Origin of the sequence: Nocardia nepalensis (assembly GCF_048910785.1) — a bacterium.
GTDB classification, from domain to species: Bacteria; Actinomycetota; Actinomycetes; order Mycobacteriales; family Mycobacteriaceae; genus Nocardia; species Nocardia nepalensis.
In genome coordinates this window covers 175,112-190,086 of the sequence record NZ_JBKBET010000037.1, presented here as the reverse complement: position 1 = coordinate 190,086, position 14,975 = coordinate 175,112, and the positions used below count along the sequence as shown (strand labels likewise).

Below are 14,975 nucleotides of genomic sequence, written 5' to 3'. Positions count from 1 at the left end.
GATGGTCGAATAGCGACACAAACCGGTCGGTAGGGGATATCCGGTCGCCAGCACCTCGGGTGCGGCAGAGTGGAGGTATGACGACCCCGAAGGGTTCGGGCCGTAAGCCTTCGACCCCGAAAGTGCCGGGTGGGCGGGTGCCGGGTCCCGGCGACATTCTGGCGGCCGCGCAGTCGGCGGTGGAGGCCGCGCAGTCGGCGGCGAGTCAGGCATTGGAGGCCGCTCAGCTGACGGCTGGTCAGGCCTTCGACGCCGCGGTGCGGCTGCCACCGGCCTCGGCGCAGTTGGCGGCCCAACTGCCGGATCTGATCCAGAGCCTTTCGATCGCCATCGACCGGCTCAACTCCACCATCGACCGCCTCGACCGCACCCTGGCCCTGGCCGATCCGGCCTTCGCCGCCTACGACCGGCTGCTGCCCCGCCTGGAGGCGATGATCGGCCTCGGCGAAGACCTCTTCACCGCCCTGGCCAAGCTCCCCGGCGTCTCCCTACTCGGCCGATTCACCGGCAGAACCCCCGAACCACCGCCACCCCCCGAACCCCCGAAGCGCGGACGCCGCAAGTGACAGTCGGGCCGCGTGAGTGCTCAGTGGGTGGCGGCGCGGTAGGTGGCGGCGGCCTTGAGGAGGGTTTCGTGGTATTCGTCCTCGGGGTCCGAGTCGAGGACGATGGCGCCGCCCGCGCCGATGCGCCAGCGGCCGTCATGGCGCACGGCGGTCCGGATGACGATATTGAGGTCGGCGGTGCCCGCCAGGCCGAGGAAGCCGATGGTGCCCGAATAGATTCCGCGCGCTTCGGTTTCCAGTTCGTCGATGATCTCCATGGTCCGCAGCTTGGGTGCGCCCGTCATCGAGCCGCCCGGAAAACACGCGCGCAGACAATCGATGACGTCGACATTCGGGCGCAGCGTGCCCCGCACGGTGGAAACCAGTTGGTGCATGGTCGTATACGTCTCGGTGGCCATCAATTTCGGCACGTGCACACTGCCGATCTGGCAGACCCGGCCGAGGTCGTTGCGCAGCAGATCGACGATCATCAGATTCTCGGCCCTGGTCTTCGGACTGTCGGCCAGTTCGCGGCGCAGCCTTTGGTCCTCCGCGGGGGTGCTCCCGCGCGGCGCGGTGCCCTTGATCGGCTTGCTCTCCACGGTGCGTGCGCGGTCTACCTTGAGGAAGCGTTCCGGTGAGGAGCAGGCTATTTCGAGATCATCGAAGCGCAGATACGCCGCGTACGGCGCGGGATTGCAGCGGCGCAGAGTGCGATAGAAATCCAGGCCGTCCGATTCGGCTGCCGCCATGGAAGCGCTGTCGGTAATGCAGATTTCGTAGGACTCGCCCGCGTGCAGCCGCTCCTTGCAGACGGCGATATCGGCGAGATACCGCTCGCGACCGCGGGTGAAAAGCGGTGCGACAGCGGCGGTATCGGAGAACACCTCCAGCGTCGGCGGATTCGCCCAGGTCGGCAGGGATTCCAGGATCTCGCGGGTATCGCGCAGCCAATCCGCGCCCGCGCGAAGAGCTTCCGGGGTCGGATCGGTGAGCGCGAGCAGATGGGTGCGCCCGCCCACGTGGTCCACGACCACGATCCGGTCGGCGAATATCCACTGCGCGTCCGGCGTCGCCGCGTGATGCGCGGCGCTCGCACCACAGTCGGCCTTCACCTCATAACCCAGGTAGCCGACATATCCGCACGCGAAATCGAAAGGCAGATCCGGAAGTTCGGTGTGCCGCAGGTGCAGCTGCCCGGCCAGGTAGTCGAGAATTCCGCCGGGCACGGTGCGCCGATTCCCATCCGAGGACTCGACGGTCACCATATCCTCGCCGACCCGATAGCGCACCACCTCGGCCAGCGGCCCGCTGGCATCGCCGAGGAAGGAGAACCGGTCCAGACCCGGTTCGACGTGTTCACTGTCGAGCCAGAACGCGGTGCGGGAGTTGCCGTACAACCGCAGGAACGCGGCCTCGGTATCGATCGCCCGCTCGATCACCGAATGGCGCAGCTGCCAGGCGCGCCGGGATTCCCGGTACTCGTGTCGACCGCCCGTCAGCGGGTCGGCATTCTCGAACGGCGCGATGATGCTCGACCGAATCCGCTGGCCCGCGGTAAGTTTCGCGAAATTGCCGAGCAGGGTCGCCCCGTACTCGCTGGCAATCGATTCGGGATGGAACTGCACGCCCCACTGCGGTCTACTCCGATGCCGCACGCCCATGATCACCCCATCGGCCGCGACTGCGGTGATCTCGAGACTGTCCGGCAGCGGCCGCTGGGCGCATAGCGAGTGGTATCGCACCGCGGTGAAACCCTCGGGTAGCCCGGCGAACAGATCGCTGCCGTCGTGCTCGATGTGATCGAGATATCCGTGCCGCGCGGCGGGCGCGGTAGTCACGATGCCACCTTCGGCGACGACGATGGCCTGATGACCAAGGCAGACCCCGAGCAACGGGAGGTCGGCCGCACCGATGACCGCCGCCGAGATGCCGATATCCCGGGTGACGTCCGGGCGGCCGGGACCGGGAGAAATGACGACGTTGTCGAACCGCTCGAGCCGCAGCCGCGCGATATCGCCGACCTCGTCATTGCGCACGACCGTGGGTTCTTCCCCGTTCACCTCGCTGATCAGCTGATAGAGGTTGTAGGTGAACGAGTCGTAATTGTCGATCAAGAGCGTGCGCATCGTGTCCCGAACCCTACGCCGCACCGGTCGGCGCAAACTGTGGTCATATGCCTTCAGTTAACTGGACGGTGTGGTGCACAATGTGGGGCATGTCTGTTGCGCAACCGGTCGAAGTGGATCGAGAAGTCGTCGACTTCGCTGTCGTCGGTAAATGGATGGATGAGCAGGGTCTGCCGGTCGGCGAGTTCGAGGATGTGACCTCGCTCGGCGGCGGCACGCAGAACATCATGCTGCGCTTCGCTCGCGGCGGCCGCGACTATGTGCTGCGCCGTGGCCCGAAGCATCTGCGCGCCAAGAGCAATGACGTCATACGCCGCGAGGCCAGGCTGCTCGGCGCGCTGGACGGAACCGGCGTGCGCGCCCCGAAGGTGATCGCCGCCTGCCCGGACGAATCGGTCCTCGGCGCCGTCTTCTACCTGATGGAGCCCATTACCGGCTTCAATCCGCAGAACGAGTTGCCGCAACTGCATGCGGGCGATCCGGAGATCCGGCGGCAGATGGGCCTGTCCGCGGTGGAGGCCATCGCTCGGCTCGGCGCACTCGATTACCAGGCGCTGGGCCTGGATGATTACGGCAAGCCGGACGGCTTCCTGGAACGGCAGGTGCCGCGCTGGCTCGGCGAACTCGAGTCGTATTCGGCGAACGAGGGCTATCCGGGTCCGGAGATTCCCGGCGTGCGGCAGGTCGGGGAGTGGCTGGATCGGAATCGGCCCGCGCAGTGGACGCCGGGCATCCTGCATGGCGACTGCCACCTGGCCAACATGATGTTCTCCTACGACGGTCCGGAAGTGGCCGCGATGGTGGACTGGGAGATGTCGACCATCGGTGACCCGCTGCTCGACCTCGGCTGGCAGATCGCGACCCGTCCGGAACCCGGCACCACCGGCGCGGCGCTGATCGGCAAGCTCGGCGCAGTCGGCGGTCTGCCGACACCGGAGGAGATGATCGCGCACTACGGCGAGTTCTCCGACCGCGACCTGAGCAATGCCACCTGGTACACGGTGCTGGCCTGCTTCAAGCTGGGAATTGTGCTGGAGGGCACGCATGCTCGCGCGTTCGCGGGGAAGGCACCCAAGCAGGTCGGTGACTTTCTGCATGCCATCACGCTGGAGTTGTTCGAGCGGGCACATCGTCTGATGGAGTGATCCGCCCGGCCTGAGCGGGCACTCTCCCACCGGAGGGGCCGTGTGAAAGGCGCACGCTCGGGTCGGTTCGTGGTGAGCCCGCACGACGGGGTCGTTTGTCAGAATCTTGCCGCCGACTGGCTGGATATATGTCGCTGAAAATATCCAGCCAATCTAGGCTGACCGCATGCCAATCGTTCCTGATGTGAAGAACTGGACCTGGGTCCTCGAACGCTCCTGTCCCGAATGCGGATTCGACCCGGAGTCGATCACCTACGCGGCGGTTCCCGGGTTGGCTCGTGAATATGCGGGCCGCTTGTCGGCGACCCTCGAGCGGCCCGACGCCGCGGCGCGCCCGGACGACGCGACCTGGTCGGCGCTCGAATACGCCGCCCACGTCCGCGACGTCTGCCGAATCTTCACCTACCGCGCCGCCGTCGCGGCTCGCACCGAAGCGGTGGATCCGCGCATCCCGGGCTTCGACGCGAAAGGCCTCGACGCCACCGAGACCGCCGACGGCATCCCGGTGTTCTCGAACTGGGATCAGGACGTCACGGCCATCGCCGACCGATACGACCGCCAGGATCCGAGCCGGGTCGCCGCGGAACTGACCGTCGCGGCCGATGCCGTCGCGCGCGCCTTCGAATCGGTGCCCGCCGCCGACCTCGGCAACCAGGTGCGGCGCAGCGACGGCTCGATCTTCACCGTCGAATCCCTGGCGCGCTACTTCGTGCACGACGTAATCCACCATGTGCACGACGTGCGCGGCTGAAGTCGGGCAATATCGGAACCGGGCAGCGGCGGGACCGGGCAGAACTGGAACTCGTTCGGGGGTCTCACCAATCCTTGTCGACGAATTTTCGATCCGGTACTAGAACGCGTTACAGTTTTCTCGTACTGTGGGTGCAGTCACATAGAAGCCCGTGCATGCGAGAGGTCGACAGGAATGAAGACGAAAGGCGCGATCCTGTGGGGGATCGACCAGGAATGGTCGGTGGAGGAGATCGAGGTCGGCGACCCGGTATCCGGTGAGGTTCAGATCCGGATGGAGACAGCCGGTATGTGCCACTCGGATCACCACATCGTGACCGGTGCGACACCGATGCCCGCCTTCCCCGTCATGGGCGGCCACGAGGGCGCGGGCGTGATCACCAAGCTCGGGCCGAACTGCCCCGCCGACCTGCAGGTCGGCGACCACGTGATCCTGTCGTTCATCCCCGCGTGCGGGCGCTGTCCGGCGTGCGTGAGCGGCAATATGGCGCTCTGCGACCTGGGCGCCGGACTGTTGATGGGTCAGGCCATCAGCGACGGCACCTACCGCATCCAGGCGCGTGGCGAGAATGTCATCCCGATGTGCCTGCTCGGCACCTTCGCGCCGTATATGACGGTGCACCACACCTCGGTGGTCAAGATCGACCCGAGCATTCCGTTCGAGGTCGCCTGCCTCGTCGGCTGCGGCGTGCCCACCGGCTTCGGCTCCTCCACCCACGTCGCCCAGGTCGCGCCCGGCGAGACCGTGGTGATCGCGGGCATCGGCGGCGTCGGCATGAGCGCGCTGCAGGGCGCGGTGCTCTCCGGTGCCTCCAAGGTCGTCGCGATCGACCCGAACCCGTGGAAGCGTGAGCAGGCGCAGAAGTTCGGCGCCACCCACACCTACGAGAGCATGGCCGCCGCGATCATGCCGCTGATGGACGCCACCGAGGGCCGGATGGCGCAGAAGGTCATCCTCACCATGGGTGAGATGCACGGCGAGTACATCGAGGAGGGCCTGATCCTCACCGCCAAGGCGGGCACCCTGGTCGTCACCTCCATGGGGCGCATGGACGAGAACGACGTCAAGCTGAACAGCTTCCTGCTTTCCATGCTGCAGAAGACCGTCAAGGGCTGCATCTTCGGCGGTGGCAACGCCCGCCAGGACGCCCCGCACCTGCTCTCGCTGTACAAGTCGGGTCAGCTGAACCTCGACGATATGGTGACCCGCCAGTACTCCCTGGAGCAGATCAACCAGGGCTACCAGGACATGCTGGACGGCAAGAACATTCGCGGCATCATCAAGTACACCGAGGCGGACTGGTAAACCGCCGGGTCACCGCTCGGCGAGCCTGGTCGCGATCTGCGTGATCGGCTCGTACGGAACCGGCTTGCCGAGCGGAAGGTTCAACGTCCCCCTTGCCCGCCCCGGTACGGCTCGATGTCCGCTGGCATGCGGCGTCGCCGTCCGGGATCGGGTAGCGGCTGACGTGGTTCTTCCCGCCCGCGAAATGAACGATGTCGCCGTTGCGTGAATTCGCCCGGCGAACGCGAACGTGCGCGGCGTCAGACGGGGCAGCGGAGTAGGGCCTCGCGGAGGTTGCGGCTGCGGACATCGTCCAGGACGGCCAGGCCCAGGCGGTTCATCGAGTAGCCGAAGCCGAGTCCGGTTGCCGGATCGGCGAATCCGAAGGAGCCGCCGAGGCCGGTGGTGCCGTAGGCGCGCTTGTCCGATCCGAAGCGGAACGAGCCGCGGGATTTGCGGAAACCCAGGTGGTAGCGGGACTTGGTGTGCAGCACCAGGTCATCGGCGGGTACGTCGTCGGCGGCGACCGCGGCGAGCCGGTCGAGCACCGTGTCGTCGATCGGGAGCGCGCCGGTGCGTCCGGCCGCAGCGCCGTAGGCCTTGGCCAGCGACCGGGCATTGCCGACGCCGTTGGAACCCGGCATCTCGAGTTCGAGGAGTTCGCGCCTGCTCGCGCGCACCGGCGCGCCCATGCGCGGATTGGTCAGCGCCGCATGGGAAAGCCCGCGCTCGGCGTAGATCTCGGCGCCGATCCGCACCGGAATATCGCGCTCGTAGCGCAGGATATCCAGGCCCTTGGTGGCGGCCAGGGTGGCGATCCGGTCCATGCTCTGCTCGGCAGGTAGGCCGATGAAGAAGTCCAGATCGAGCGGTTTCGCGATCTCCTCGGCGAAGATCCGGCCGAGCGTGCGGTGTTCGGGATCGACGCGTCGCACCAACTCGCCCTGGTACAGGCCGAGGGTTATCGCGTGATAACCGTGCCGCGTGCCCGGCCGCCACGCGGGCTGCTGCGCCGCGAGAATCGTTGCGAGGCCGTCGAGATCGGCGATCTGCGGCAGTCCGACCACCTTGTCCAGCCCCGAGAGTCCGGCCTGATGATCGATCAGCTGTCGCACCGTCACCGCGCCCTTGCCCTGCGCGGCGAACTCCGGCCAGTACTTCGCGACCGGCTCCTCGTAGTCCAATAGCCCTTTGGATACCGCGAGCGCGACTACAAAGGCGGCCATGCCTTTGGTCGAGGAGAAGACCGGCACGATGGTGTCGCGCTCCCACGGCAGCGTCGCGTGGCGGTCGCGATGGCCCGCCCACAGATCCACCACCGGACGGTCGCCCGCGTAAACGGCCACGGCGGCGCCGATTTCACCGTGCCGGGCGAAGTTGCGGCGGAAGGCGTCGGCGACGGGGCCGAATCCGGCCGCCACCTCGCCGTGGATGGTGGGCTGTCTGCTCATGATCAGTAGATGGTACCGACGGTACCGAGTTCCGCGCGAGGACGGTGCGAGCCCGCGGGGTCCTGGCGTCTCGTACGCTCGATTCGTGCGTTCACTCGAGCAGATCAGGGACTGGCCGGTTCGGCATGCGGCGGCGGCCGTCGTCACCCGCGACGGCGCGCAGACCGCGGGTGATGTGGAGCGGGTTTTCCCGCTCGCCTCGGTGACCAAGCCGCTGGTCGCCTATGCGGTGCTGGTCGCGGTGGAGGAGGGTGCGATCGAACTCGATCAGCCCGCGGGACCGCCGGGAGCTACCGTCCGGCATCTGCTGGCGCATACTTCCGGCATCGCCTTCGATACCACCGATATCCTCGCCGCCCCCGGCACGCGGCGGATCTACTCGAGTGCGGGTTTCGAGCTGCTCGCGGCCTTCGTCGCGGAGCAGACGGGCATCGCCTTCCCGGAGTACTTGCGGGAGGCCGTATTCGAGCCGCTCGGCATGACGGCCTCGGTGCTGGCCGGTCCGGCCGGGCACGCTGGCCGGTCCACCGCGGCGGATCTGGTCCGCTTCGCCGCGGAACTGCTGAATCCCCGGCTGATTTCGGCGCCTATGCATGCCGCGGCCACCTCGGTGCAGTTCCCCGGCCGCAACGGTGTGCTGCCCGGTTACGGATCACAGCGTCCCAATGACTGGGGACTCGGATTCGAGATTCGCGACGGGAAATCCCCGCATTGGACCGGCGGGGCGAATTCCGCAGGTACCTATGGCCATTTCGGGCAGTCCGGCACATTTCTGTGGGTCGATCCCGAATTAGGGGTGGCGAGTATCGCTTTGAGCGACGAGAATTTCGGCGACTGGGCACGGGAGGCTTGGCCCGTCTTTTCCGATGCGGTGATCGCCGAGGCGATCCTCGCTCGGAGCGCTGTTCGGAAGTAACGGATCGGACACGCCTCCGAAGTAACACGTGTAACTCGGGACACTCCAGTACACTCAGGCAACGCCAGGTTCGACGGGTCGTTGGGGAAGACGTTCCTCGTCGAAGCTGGAGGTGTCAGTGGTGCGCGCATCGAGTCAGTTCGCGGACGCGACGGCGGGTGTGGTCTATATCCACTCATCGCCAGCTGCGCTGTGCCCACATATCGAATGGGCACTGACCTCGGCCCTCGGCTCACCCGCGAAATTGCGCTGGACCGCCCAACCCGCTGACGGCCAACTCCGCGCGACCACCGAATGGATCGGCCCGGTGGGCACCGCGTCCCGAATTGCTCAATCCTTGCGGTCGTGGAATGTCCTGCGTTTCGAGGTCACCGAGGACCCCAGCGACGGCGTCGACGGCGAACGGTACAGCTTCGTCCCAACTCTCGGCCTCTGGCACGGCTCCACCTCCGCCAACGGCGATGTGACCATCGGCGAAATGCGCCTGCGCGCCATGCTGCAAGCCAACCGGGAACTCGGCAACTACACCGGCTACGACCTGGCCACCGAACTCGACCGCGCCCTCGGCACCCCCTGGGACGAAGACCTCGAGATCTACCGCTACGGCACCGAATCCGGCGCGGAGGTCACCTGGCTGCGCCGCGATGTCGGCTGATCGGCGATCAGGCGTCGAGGTCGGTGGCGACGAGCTTCGCGACCTGTTCGAGTGCGTGTGGGTCGTCGCTGGTGACTACGACGTCGGTACCGTAGGCGGCGCCGAGGGTCATGATCATGAGCGCCGATCCGGCGTCCACGGGTTCGCCGCCGACGAGCGCCAGGGTCACTTGGGCTCCGGCGTCGGTGACCGTTTCGGCGATGATGTTGGCGGGGCGGGAGTGCAGGCCGATGGTCGAGGCGACGGTGACGGTGGTGCTGGCCATGTGAGCGGTTCTCCTTGGGGCGAATGGTTTTCGGATCAGGCGGTGGCGAGGACGGTGCGCGGCTTGACGAGCTCCTTGGCCGCGGTGACGCAGAGGGCGGCGACGGCGGTGCCCGCGGCGAGTGCGGCGAGGAACCAGACGATGTGGCCGACGGCGAAGAAGACGAAGATGCCGCCGTGCGGTGCGCTGAGCGTGGTTCCGGTGGCCATGATCAGCGCGCCGGTGACCGCGCCACCGGCCATCATCGAGGGAATCACCCGCAGTGGATCGGCGGCGGCGAACGGGATGGCGCCTTCGGAGATGAAGGAGGCGCCGAGAAGCCATGCGGCCTTGCCGTTTTCGCGTTCCGCGGTGGTGAACAGGCGCGGGCGCAGGGTCGACGCGAGGGCCATGGCCAGCGGCGGGACCATGCCCGCCGCCATGACGGCGGCCATGATGCGCAGCGAGGCGGGATCGGTGACGGAAAGTCCGGCGACGGCGAAGGAGTAGGCCGCCTTGTTGACCGGGCCGCCGAGGTCGAAACACATCATCAGGCCGAGGATTACGCCGAGAGCGAGCGCGGAGGTGCCGGTCAGGCTGTTGAGCCAGTGGGTGAGTCCGCTGGTGATAGCGGCGAGCGGCTTGCCGAGGACGATGAACATCAGCGCGCCGACAATGAGCGAGGCGAACAGCGGTATGACCACGACCGGCATGAGTCCGCGCGCCCACTGTGGGGCAGGCAGTTTCGCCACCCACAGCGCGGCGAATCCGGCGATCAGACCGCCGACGAGGCCGCCGAGGAATCCGGCGCCGACGAATACGGCAACCGCACCCGCGGTGAATCCCGGTGCGAGACCTGGGCGGTCGGCGATGGCGAACGCGATATAGCCGGCGAGCGCTGGTACCAGGAAGCTGAACGCGAGCGAACCCAGCTGGAACAGCACCGCGCCGAGATAGGTCGGCAGGCCGCCGTTGGGCAGTTCGGTCAGTGAGTTGTCCAGCACGATCGCTTTGGCGTGATCGGCGATTTCATAGCCGCCGAACAGGAATCCGAGTGCGATGAGCAGGCCGCCCGCGGCGACGAACGGGATCATGTAGCTGACACCGGTGAGCAGGATCTGGCGCAGCCGGGTGCCCCAGCCGAGTGCGGGCGGGGCCGAATCGGCCTCGGGGCGTGCCGATCCCGCGACGGTCGCCGCCGTCGGGTCCAGGGCGGCGCGCAATGCGTCCGCGACCATGGTGTCGGGTTCGTTGATAGCGCGTTTGACACCGGACTCGACGACGGGTTTGCCCGCGAACCGTTCCCGGCCGCGCACCCCGACATCGGTGGCGAAGATGACCGCGCTCGCGGCGGCGATGGTTTCGGGACGCAGCGGGGTGCTGCCGCTGGAGCCCTGCGTCTCGACGTGCACTGTGACACCCGCGCGATCACCGGCGGCGACGAGTGAGTCGGCGGCCATGTAGGTGTGGGCGATGCCGGTCGGGCAGGCCGTGACGGCGACGATCGTTTGCTCGGCCGTCGCATCGTCCGCTGCCGCGTAGGCCGAAACATGGTGGGGCGCAGATGTTGTAGTGGCATAGGAGGTTGGGTCGGCTCCAGATGCTGTGGGCACGGTGCGATGCGGGGACGCGTTGTTCGGTACCGGTTCGCGTGCAGCCGCGCCGGTCGAATCTGATTCCCGTGCGGCTGTTCCGGTCGAAACTTCTCTCGCTGCGCAGGTGCGGTTCGAATCTGATTCCGGTACCGATGCGCCGTTCGAAACTGCTTCGGGTGTAGGAGTTTTGGGCGTCATGGCGGGTTTCTGCGCAAGCACGTCGGTGACAAGGTCGACAACCTCGTCGGGCGTCGCGGCGGCCCGCAGCGCGCTGACGAACTCCGGCCGAACCAGCGCGCGTGCGAGACCGGATAGCAGCTTCATGTGCTCAGACCCCGCACCTTCCGGCGCGGCGATGAGGAATACGAGATCGGCAGGTCCATCGGGCGCGCCGAAATCCACTCGTGGATCAAGGCGGGCGAATCCGAGTGCGGCGCTGGTGACGGCCGCATTCCGGCAGTGCGGGATCGCTATTCCGCCGGGAAGCCCTGTCGCGGACTGCGATTCGCGTGCCAGTGCGGCATCGCGCAGTGCGTCGACGTCGGTGGCGCGCCCGTTGTCGGTGAGTCGCTGTGCGAGCGCTGCGATGACCGCTTCCTTGGCGGTGCCGAGGTCGGAGTCGAGGCTGATCAGCTCGGCGGTGATGATCGAAACGGGGGGAGTGGTCGGGTGGGCCATCGCGGGTGTCCTTCAGCGACTGTGCATGGAAGCCAACGCCGTGACGGCCACGGCGCGGGGGTTCGTGTGGTGTAGGCCGGGCAGCCCGGTGCCGGGCAACGCGGCGGCGGCGCTGCCATAGGCGACGGCGCGGCGGAGCCGATCCGGTGCGGCCAGGCCTTCGAGATCGGCCAGGAGATATCCGGCCAGCGCGGAGTCGCCGGCGCCGACGGTGCTGCGCGGGGTGATGACGGGCGCGGCGGCATGCCAGGCGCCGTCCGCGGTGGCCAGCACCGCCCCCGCCCCGCCGAGCGTCGCGAGTACGGCATCGACGCCGCGCGCGACCAGCGTGCCCGCGGCGCGCGCGGCGGCGATGGGATCCTCCAGTTCGGTGGGGTTGGTTCGGGTGAGCTGGGCAAGTTCGTCGGCATTCGGCTTGAGCAGTTGCGGCGCAGCCGATTCCAGCTCGGCGGCGAGCGCGAGCAGGGGAGCGTCGGAGGTATCGACGGCGATGCGGGTGCCGCGCAACCGGTGCAGCAGATACGCATACCAATCGGTGGGAACACCGGGCGGCAACGAACCGGACAGCACCACCCAGCTGGCCCGCTCGGCGAGTTCAGCCAGTCGATCTGCCAGTGCGGCAAGGCATTCGGCGCCAAGCGCCGCGCCGGGCTCATTGATCTTCGTGGTGGTGCCGTCGCGCTCGGCGACGGTGAGATTGGTGCGCGCCGATGCGGTGCACGGCACCGCGCGATGGTCGATGGCGGCGTCGGTGAGCATGCGCAGCAAGGGATCTCCGTCATTGCCGGGCAGCACCGCGACGGTGTCGACTCCGGCCGCGGCGATAACCCGGGACACATTGACCCCCTTGCCACCGGGCTGCGACAACACGGTCTCGGCCCGATGTACGGCGCCGCGCCGCAATGGCTCCCGCAGGCTGACGGTGCGGTCGATGCTAGGGTTGGCGGTGAGGGTGACGATCACGCGGTCACCACCTCGATGCCGTATTCGGTGAGTTTGTTGCGCACCGACGGGAGCAGTCCGGTATCGGTGACCAGGACGTCGAAGTCGTCGACCGAGCCGAAGCTGAGCAGATCCTCCCGGCCGACCTTGGTGGCATCGGCGACCACCACGACGCGGTGGGCGCTGGCGATCATGGCGCGCTTCACCGCCGCCTCATCGGGATCGGGGGTGGACAGTCCGTGGCCGATGGTCAGCGCGTTGGTGCCGATGAAGGCCACGTCGACCCGGAGTTCGCCCAGCACACGCAGCGCCTCGGCGCCGACCGCGGCCTGCGTGACCCCGCGCACCCGGCCGCCGATCAGATGCAGTCGCACCCCGCCGTGCCCGCTGAGCCGGGCCGCGATGGGCACGGAGTTCGTCACGGCGACGAGTTCGCGATCGGTGGGTAGCGCGGCGGCCACCCGCGCGGTGGTGGTCCCGGCGTCGAAGAGCACGCTGCCGCCGGTCGGTGGCAGATAGTCCAGGGCTGCCTTGGCGATGCGGTCCTTCTCGGCGGCGCGGGAATGTTCGCGCTCGTTGGTGCCGAGTTCGATCGCGGTGAGCGCCGCCGCAGGTACCGCACCGCCGTGCACCCGGCGGATCAGGCCCATTCGATCGAGGACGGCCAAGTCGCGGCGCACGGTCTCGGTGGTGACCCCGTATTGCTCGGCAAGATCGGCGACCGATACGCGGCCGCGTTGCCCGACCAGGTCGGCGATGGCCTGCTGGCGCTCCTCTGCGTACATCCGGTCCTCCGATTGGCGATGTTTGTTTATGTTGTTTTATGCCCGTCTATGTTGCTTTGTCAAGAGATTTGAGTAGTCTGAATCACATCGAGCCGCGGTGAGTTATCAGTCGTACTCACTCGACATCGACGTGGAGGAGGAAACGAATGTCCGGATCGCCGCAGGCCACAGGCATATCGCTGGAGGCGGTGACGCTGCGCGGAACCCCGGCGGTACCGGGAATCGCCGCCGCGCCCGCCGTGCGCCCGGCTCCGCGGACCCGTCCGGACCTGCCGTTGGCATCCGTCGCCGAGTCCGATCGGACATCCGAACGCGAAGTCTTCCTGACCGCGACGGCGGTTGTTGCGCATCGATTGCGCGAGCGCGCCACCCGGGCGAGCGGTGCGGCCTCGGAGGTGCTGGCCGCGAATGCCGCGATGGCCGCCGATCGCGGTTGGCTGGGAGCCGCCGAAAAGTTGATCGCCGGGGGCAGTCCCGCGGCCGCGGCGGCGATCGCGGCCACCGATCAGTTCGCCGCGGTGTTCACCAAGCTCGGTGGGCTGATGGCCGAACGGGTCACCGATCTCCGCGATGTCTGCGACCGCGTGGTGGCCGAATTGGCCGGAGCGCCCGAACCGGGCATTCCCACACCCGCGCGGCCGTCCATCCTGCTCGCCGATGACCTCGCTCCGGCCGATACCGCCGGACTCGACCCGAATCTTATTGTCGGCCTTGCCACCTCGCGCGGCGGCCCGACCAGCCACACCGCGATCATCGCCCGCCAACTCGGCATTCCGTGTGTCGTCGCGATCGCCGGACTCGACGATGTGCCCGCCGGAATCGATGTGCTGATCGACGGCTCGGCCGGACATGTTGTCGTCGGCCCGGATCCGGAAACCGCAGCCCGCGCCGTAGCCGAATATCGCACGCAGGAGTCGCGCACGGCGGCCTGGACCGGACCCGGCGCTACCGCGGATGGGCACCGGGTCGAGGTGCTCGCCAACGTCCAGGACGCGGCCGGGGCCCGGGCGGCGCGATCGCATCCGGCCGAGGGAATCGGTCTGTTCCGCACCGAATTGTGTTTCCTGGACCGCGAATCCGAGCCGAGCATCGCCGAACAGGCGGGCATCTATCGCGATGTGCTCGACGCCTACGCCGGCTCGAAGGTGGTGATCCGCACCCTCGACGCCGGATCGGATAAGCCGCTGCGCTTCGCCGATCACCCCGACGAGGCGAATCCGGCATTGGGTGTGCGCGGCATCCGCATCTCCGCCCGCGACAGCGGAATCCTGGACCGGCAACTCGACGCGATCGCGCGCGCCGCCGCGGACCGCGGACCGACCCCGTGGGTAATGGCTCCGATGATTTCCACCGCGGCCGAGGCCGAGTCGTTCGCCGCGAAGGTGCGGGCGCGCGGACTGGTGCCCGGCGTCATGATCGAGGTACCCGCGGCCGCCCTACTGGCCGAGGCCATCCTGGAACACGTCGACTTCCTCTCGATCGGCACCAACGACCTGGCGCAATACACCATGGCCGCCGACCGCATGTCCGCCGAACTCGCGGCGCTCACCGACCCCTGGCAGCCTGCCGTGCTCGCGCTGGTCGCGCGCACCGCGGCCGCCGGTACGACCGCGGGCAAGCCGGTCGGCGTCTGCGGTGAAGCCGCCGCCGACCCGCTATTGGCTTGCGTCCTGGCCGGATTCGGCATCCGCTCGCTCTCCGCGGCCGGTGCCGCCGTTGCCGCCGTCGGCGCCGCCCTCTCCTCGGTCACCCTCGACGACTGCCACCGCGCCGCCGCCGCCGTCCTGGCGACATCCGATCCGGAGGCCGCGCGCGCCGCCGCCCGCGCCGCCCTGCACCGAACCGGCCACTGATC

Annotated in this window: 13 protein-coding genes; 7 read left to right on the top strand and 6 right to left on the bottom strand. The window is 68.0% G+C overall.

The annotated features are described in order from the left end of the window. Nucleotides 1-77 precede the first annotated feature (77 nt). Nucleotides 78-566 (top strand): hypothetical protein, encoded by a 489-nt coding sequence (locus ACHQ4I_RS32510; RefSeq protein ID WP_420775703.1) that lies wholly within the window; start codon nt 78-80, stop codon nt 564-566. 20 nt (nt 567-586) lie between these two features. Here the strand turns inward: ACHQ4I_RS32510 and pabB are convergent, their stop codons facing one another. Continuing rightward, nucleotides 587-2,674 (bottom strand): aminodeoxychorismate synthase component I, encoded by a 2,088-nt coding sequence (gene pabB, locus ACHQ4I_RS32505; protein WP_420775702.1) that lies wholly within the window; start codon nt 2,672-2,674, stop codon nt 587-589. An 89-nt stretch (nt 2,675-2,763) separates the two neighbouring features. Between pabB and ACHQ4I_RS32500 the strand changes: the two genes are divergently transcribed. The 3 genes from ACHQ4I_RS32500 to ACHQ4I_RS32490 all read left to right on the top strand — a co-directional run bounded on the left by ACHQ4I_RS32500 (nt 2,764) and on the right by ACHQ4I_RS32490 (nt 5,875). Beyond that, nucleotides 2,764-3,819 carry a phosphotransferase family protein gene (locus ACHQ4I_RS32500; RefSeq protein WP_420775701.1) on the top strand — a complete coding sequence of 352 codons (1,056 nt, stop codon included), beginning with the start codon at nt 2,764-2,766 and terminating at the stop codon, nt 3,817-3,819. A 166-nt stretch (nt 3,820-3,985) separates the two neighbouring features. Continuing rightward, entirely contained in the window at nt 3,986-4,570 is a 585-nt protein-coding gene (locus ACHQ4I_RS32495) for a DinB family protein (protein WP_420775700.1), read from the top strand. A 174-nt stretch (nt 4,571-4,744) separates the two neighbouring features. Beyond that, nucleotides 4,745-5,875, top strand: a complete 1,131-nt coding sequence (locus tag ACHQ4I_RS32490) for an NDMA-dependent alcohol dehydrogenase (RefSeq protein ID WP_420775699.1) — start codon at nt 4,745-4,747, stop codon at nt 5,873-5,875. A gap of 239 nt (nt 5,876-6,114) precedes the next feature. On the opposite strand, the gene ACHQ4I_RS32485 is transcribed toward ACHQ4I_RS32490, so the two are convergent. Then, on the bottom strand, nt 6,115-7,305 hold the full coding sequence (locus ACHQ4I_RS32485) for a serine hydrolase domain-containing protein (protein ID WP_420775698.1): 1,191 nt from the start codon (nt 7,303-7,305) through the stop codon (nt 6,115-6,117). Nucleotides 7,306-7,390: 85 nt separating this feature from the next. Here ACHQ4I_RS32485 and ACHQ4I_RS32480 point away from each other — a divergent pair, with 85 nt between their 5' ends. After that, nucleotides 7,391-8,221: a serine hydrolase domain-containing protein gene (locus ACHQ4I_RS32480; protein WP_420775697.1), complete on the top strand. Its 831-nt coding sequence runs from the start codon at nt 7,391-7,393 to the stop codon at nt 8,219-8,221. Nucleotides 8,222-8,342: 121 nt separating this feature from the next. Next, complete coding sequence (locus tag ACHQ4I_RS32475) at nt 8,343-8,876, top strand: DUF3145 domain-containing protein (RefSeq protein WP_420775696.1); 534 nt, start codon at nt 8,343-8,345, stop codon at nt 8,874-8,876. 7 nt (nt 8,877-8,883) lie between these two features. Here the strand turns inward: ACHQ4I_RS32475 and ACHQ4I_RS32470 are convergent, their stop codons facing one another. From ACHQ4I_RS32470 to ACHQ4I_RS32455, 4 genes are read right to left on the bottom strand one after another with little or no spacing between them, the layout of a single operon-like run. Further along, nucleotides 8,884-9,141 (bottom strand): HPr family phosphocarrier protein, encoded by a 258-nt coding sequence (locus ACHQ4I_RS32470; protein ID WP_420775695.1) that lies wholly within the window; start codon nt 9,139-9,141, stop codon nt 8,884-8,886. Between the two features lie 35 nt (nt 9,142-9,176). Next, nucleotides 9,177-11,393 carry a PTS fructose transporter subunit IIABC gene (locus tag ACHQ4I_RS32465; RefSeq protein ID WP_420775694.1) on the bottom strand — a complete coding sequence of 739 codons (2,217 nt, stop codon included), beginning with the start codon at nt 11,391-11,393 and terminating at the stop codon, nt 9,177-9,179. Between the two features lie 12 nt (nt 11,394-11,405). After that, nucleotides 11,406-12,356: a 1-phosphofructokinase family hexose kinase gene (locus ACHQ4I_RS32460; protein WP_420775693.1), complete on the bottom strand. Its 951-nt coding sequence runs from the start codon at nt 12,354-12,356 to the stop codon at nt 11,406-11,408. Then, the gene (locus ACHQ4I_RS32455; protein WP_420775692.1) at nt 12,353-13,120 is read right to left on the bottom strand and encodes a DeoR/GlpR family DNA-binding transcription regulator; all 768 of its coding nucleotides are present in this window, start codon (nt 13,118-13,120) and stop codon (nt 12,353-12,355) included. Before ACHQ4I_RS32455 ends, ACHQ4I_RS32460 begins: the two co-directional genes overlap by 4 nt. Nucleotides 13,121-13,266: 146 nt before the next feature. On the opposite strand from ACHQ4I_RS32455, the gene ACHQ4I_RS32450 reads away from it, so the two are divergent. Continuing rightward, complete coding sequence (locus tag ACHQ4I_RS32450) at nt 13,267-14,973, top strand: putative PEP-binding protein (RefSeq protein ID WP_420775691.1); 1,707 nt, start codon at nt 13,267-13,269, stop codon at nt 14,971-14,973. Nucleotides 14,974-14,975: the final 2 nt, after the last annotated feature.

What these genes read in the sequence shown, in the direction of transcription:
- ACHQ4I_RS32510 (WP_420775703.1), top strand. Translation starts at nt 78, where the DNA reads ATGACGACCCCGAAGGGTTCGGGCCGTAAGCCTTCGACCCCGAAAGTG.
- pabB (WP_420775702.1), bottom strand. Translation starts at nt 2,674, where the DNA reads ATGCGCACGCTCTTGATCGACAATTACGACTCGTTCACCTACAACCTC.
- ACHQ4I_RS32500 (WP_420775701.1), top strand. Translation starts at nt 2,764, where the DNA reads ATGTCTGTTGCGCAACCGGTCGAAGTGGATCGAGAAGTCGTCGACTTC.
- ACHQ4I_RS32495 (WP_420775700.1), top strand. Translation starts at nt 3,986, where the DNA reads ATGCCAATCGTTCCTGATGTGAAGAACTGGACCTGGGTCCTCGAACGC.
- ACHQ4I_RS32490 (WP_420775699.1), top strand. Translation starts at nt 4,745, where the DNA reads ATGAAGACGAAAGGCGCGATCCTGTGGGGGATCGACCAGGAATGGTCG.
- ACHQ4I_RS32485 (WP_420775698.1), bottom strand. Translation starts at nt 7,305, where the DNA reads ATGAGCAGACAGCCCACCATCCACGGCGAGGTGGCGGCCGGATTCGGC.
- ACHQ4I_RS32470 (WP_420775695.1), bottom strand. Translation starts at nt 9,141, where the DNA reads ATGGCCAGCACCACCGTCACCGTCGCCTCGACCATCGGCCTGCACTCC.
- ACHQ4I_RS32465 (WP_420775694.1), bottom strand. Translation starts at nt 11,393, where the DNA reads ATGGCCCACCCGACCACTCCCCCCGTTTCGATCATCACCGCCGAGCTG.
- ACHQ4I_RS32455 (WP_420775692.1), bottom strand. Translation starts at nt 13,120, where the DNA reads ATGTACGCAGAGGAGCGCCAGCAGGCCATCGCCGACCTGGTCGGGCAA.
- ACHQ4I_RS32450 (WP_420775691.1), top strand. Translation starts at nt 13,267, where the DNA reads ATGTCCGGATCGCCGCAGGCCACAGGCATATCGCTGGAGGCGGTGACG.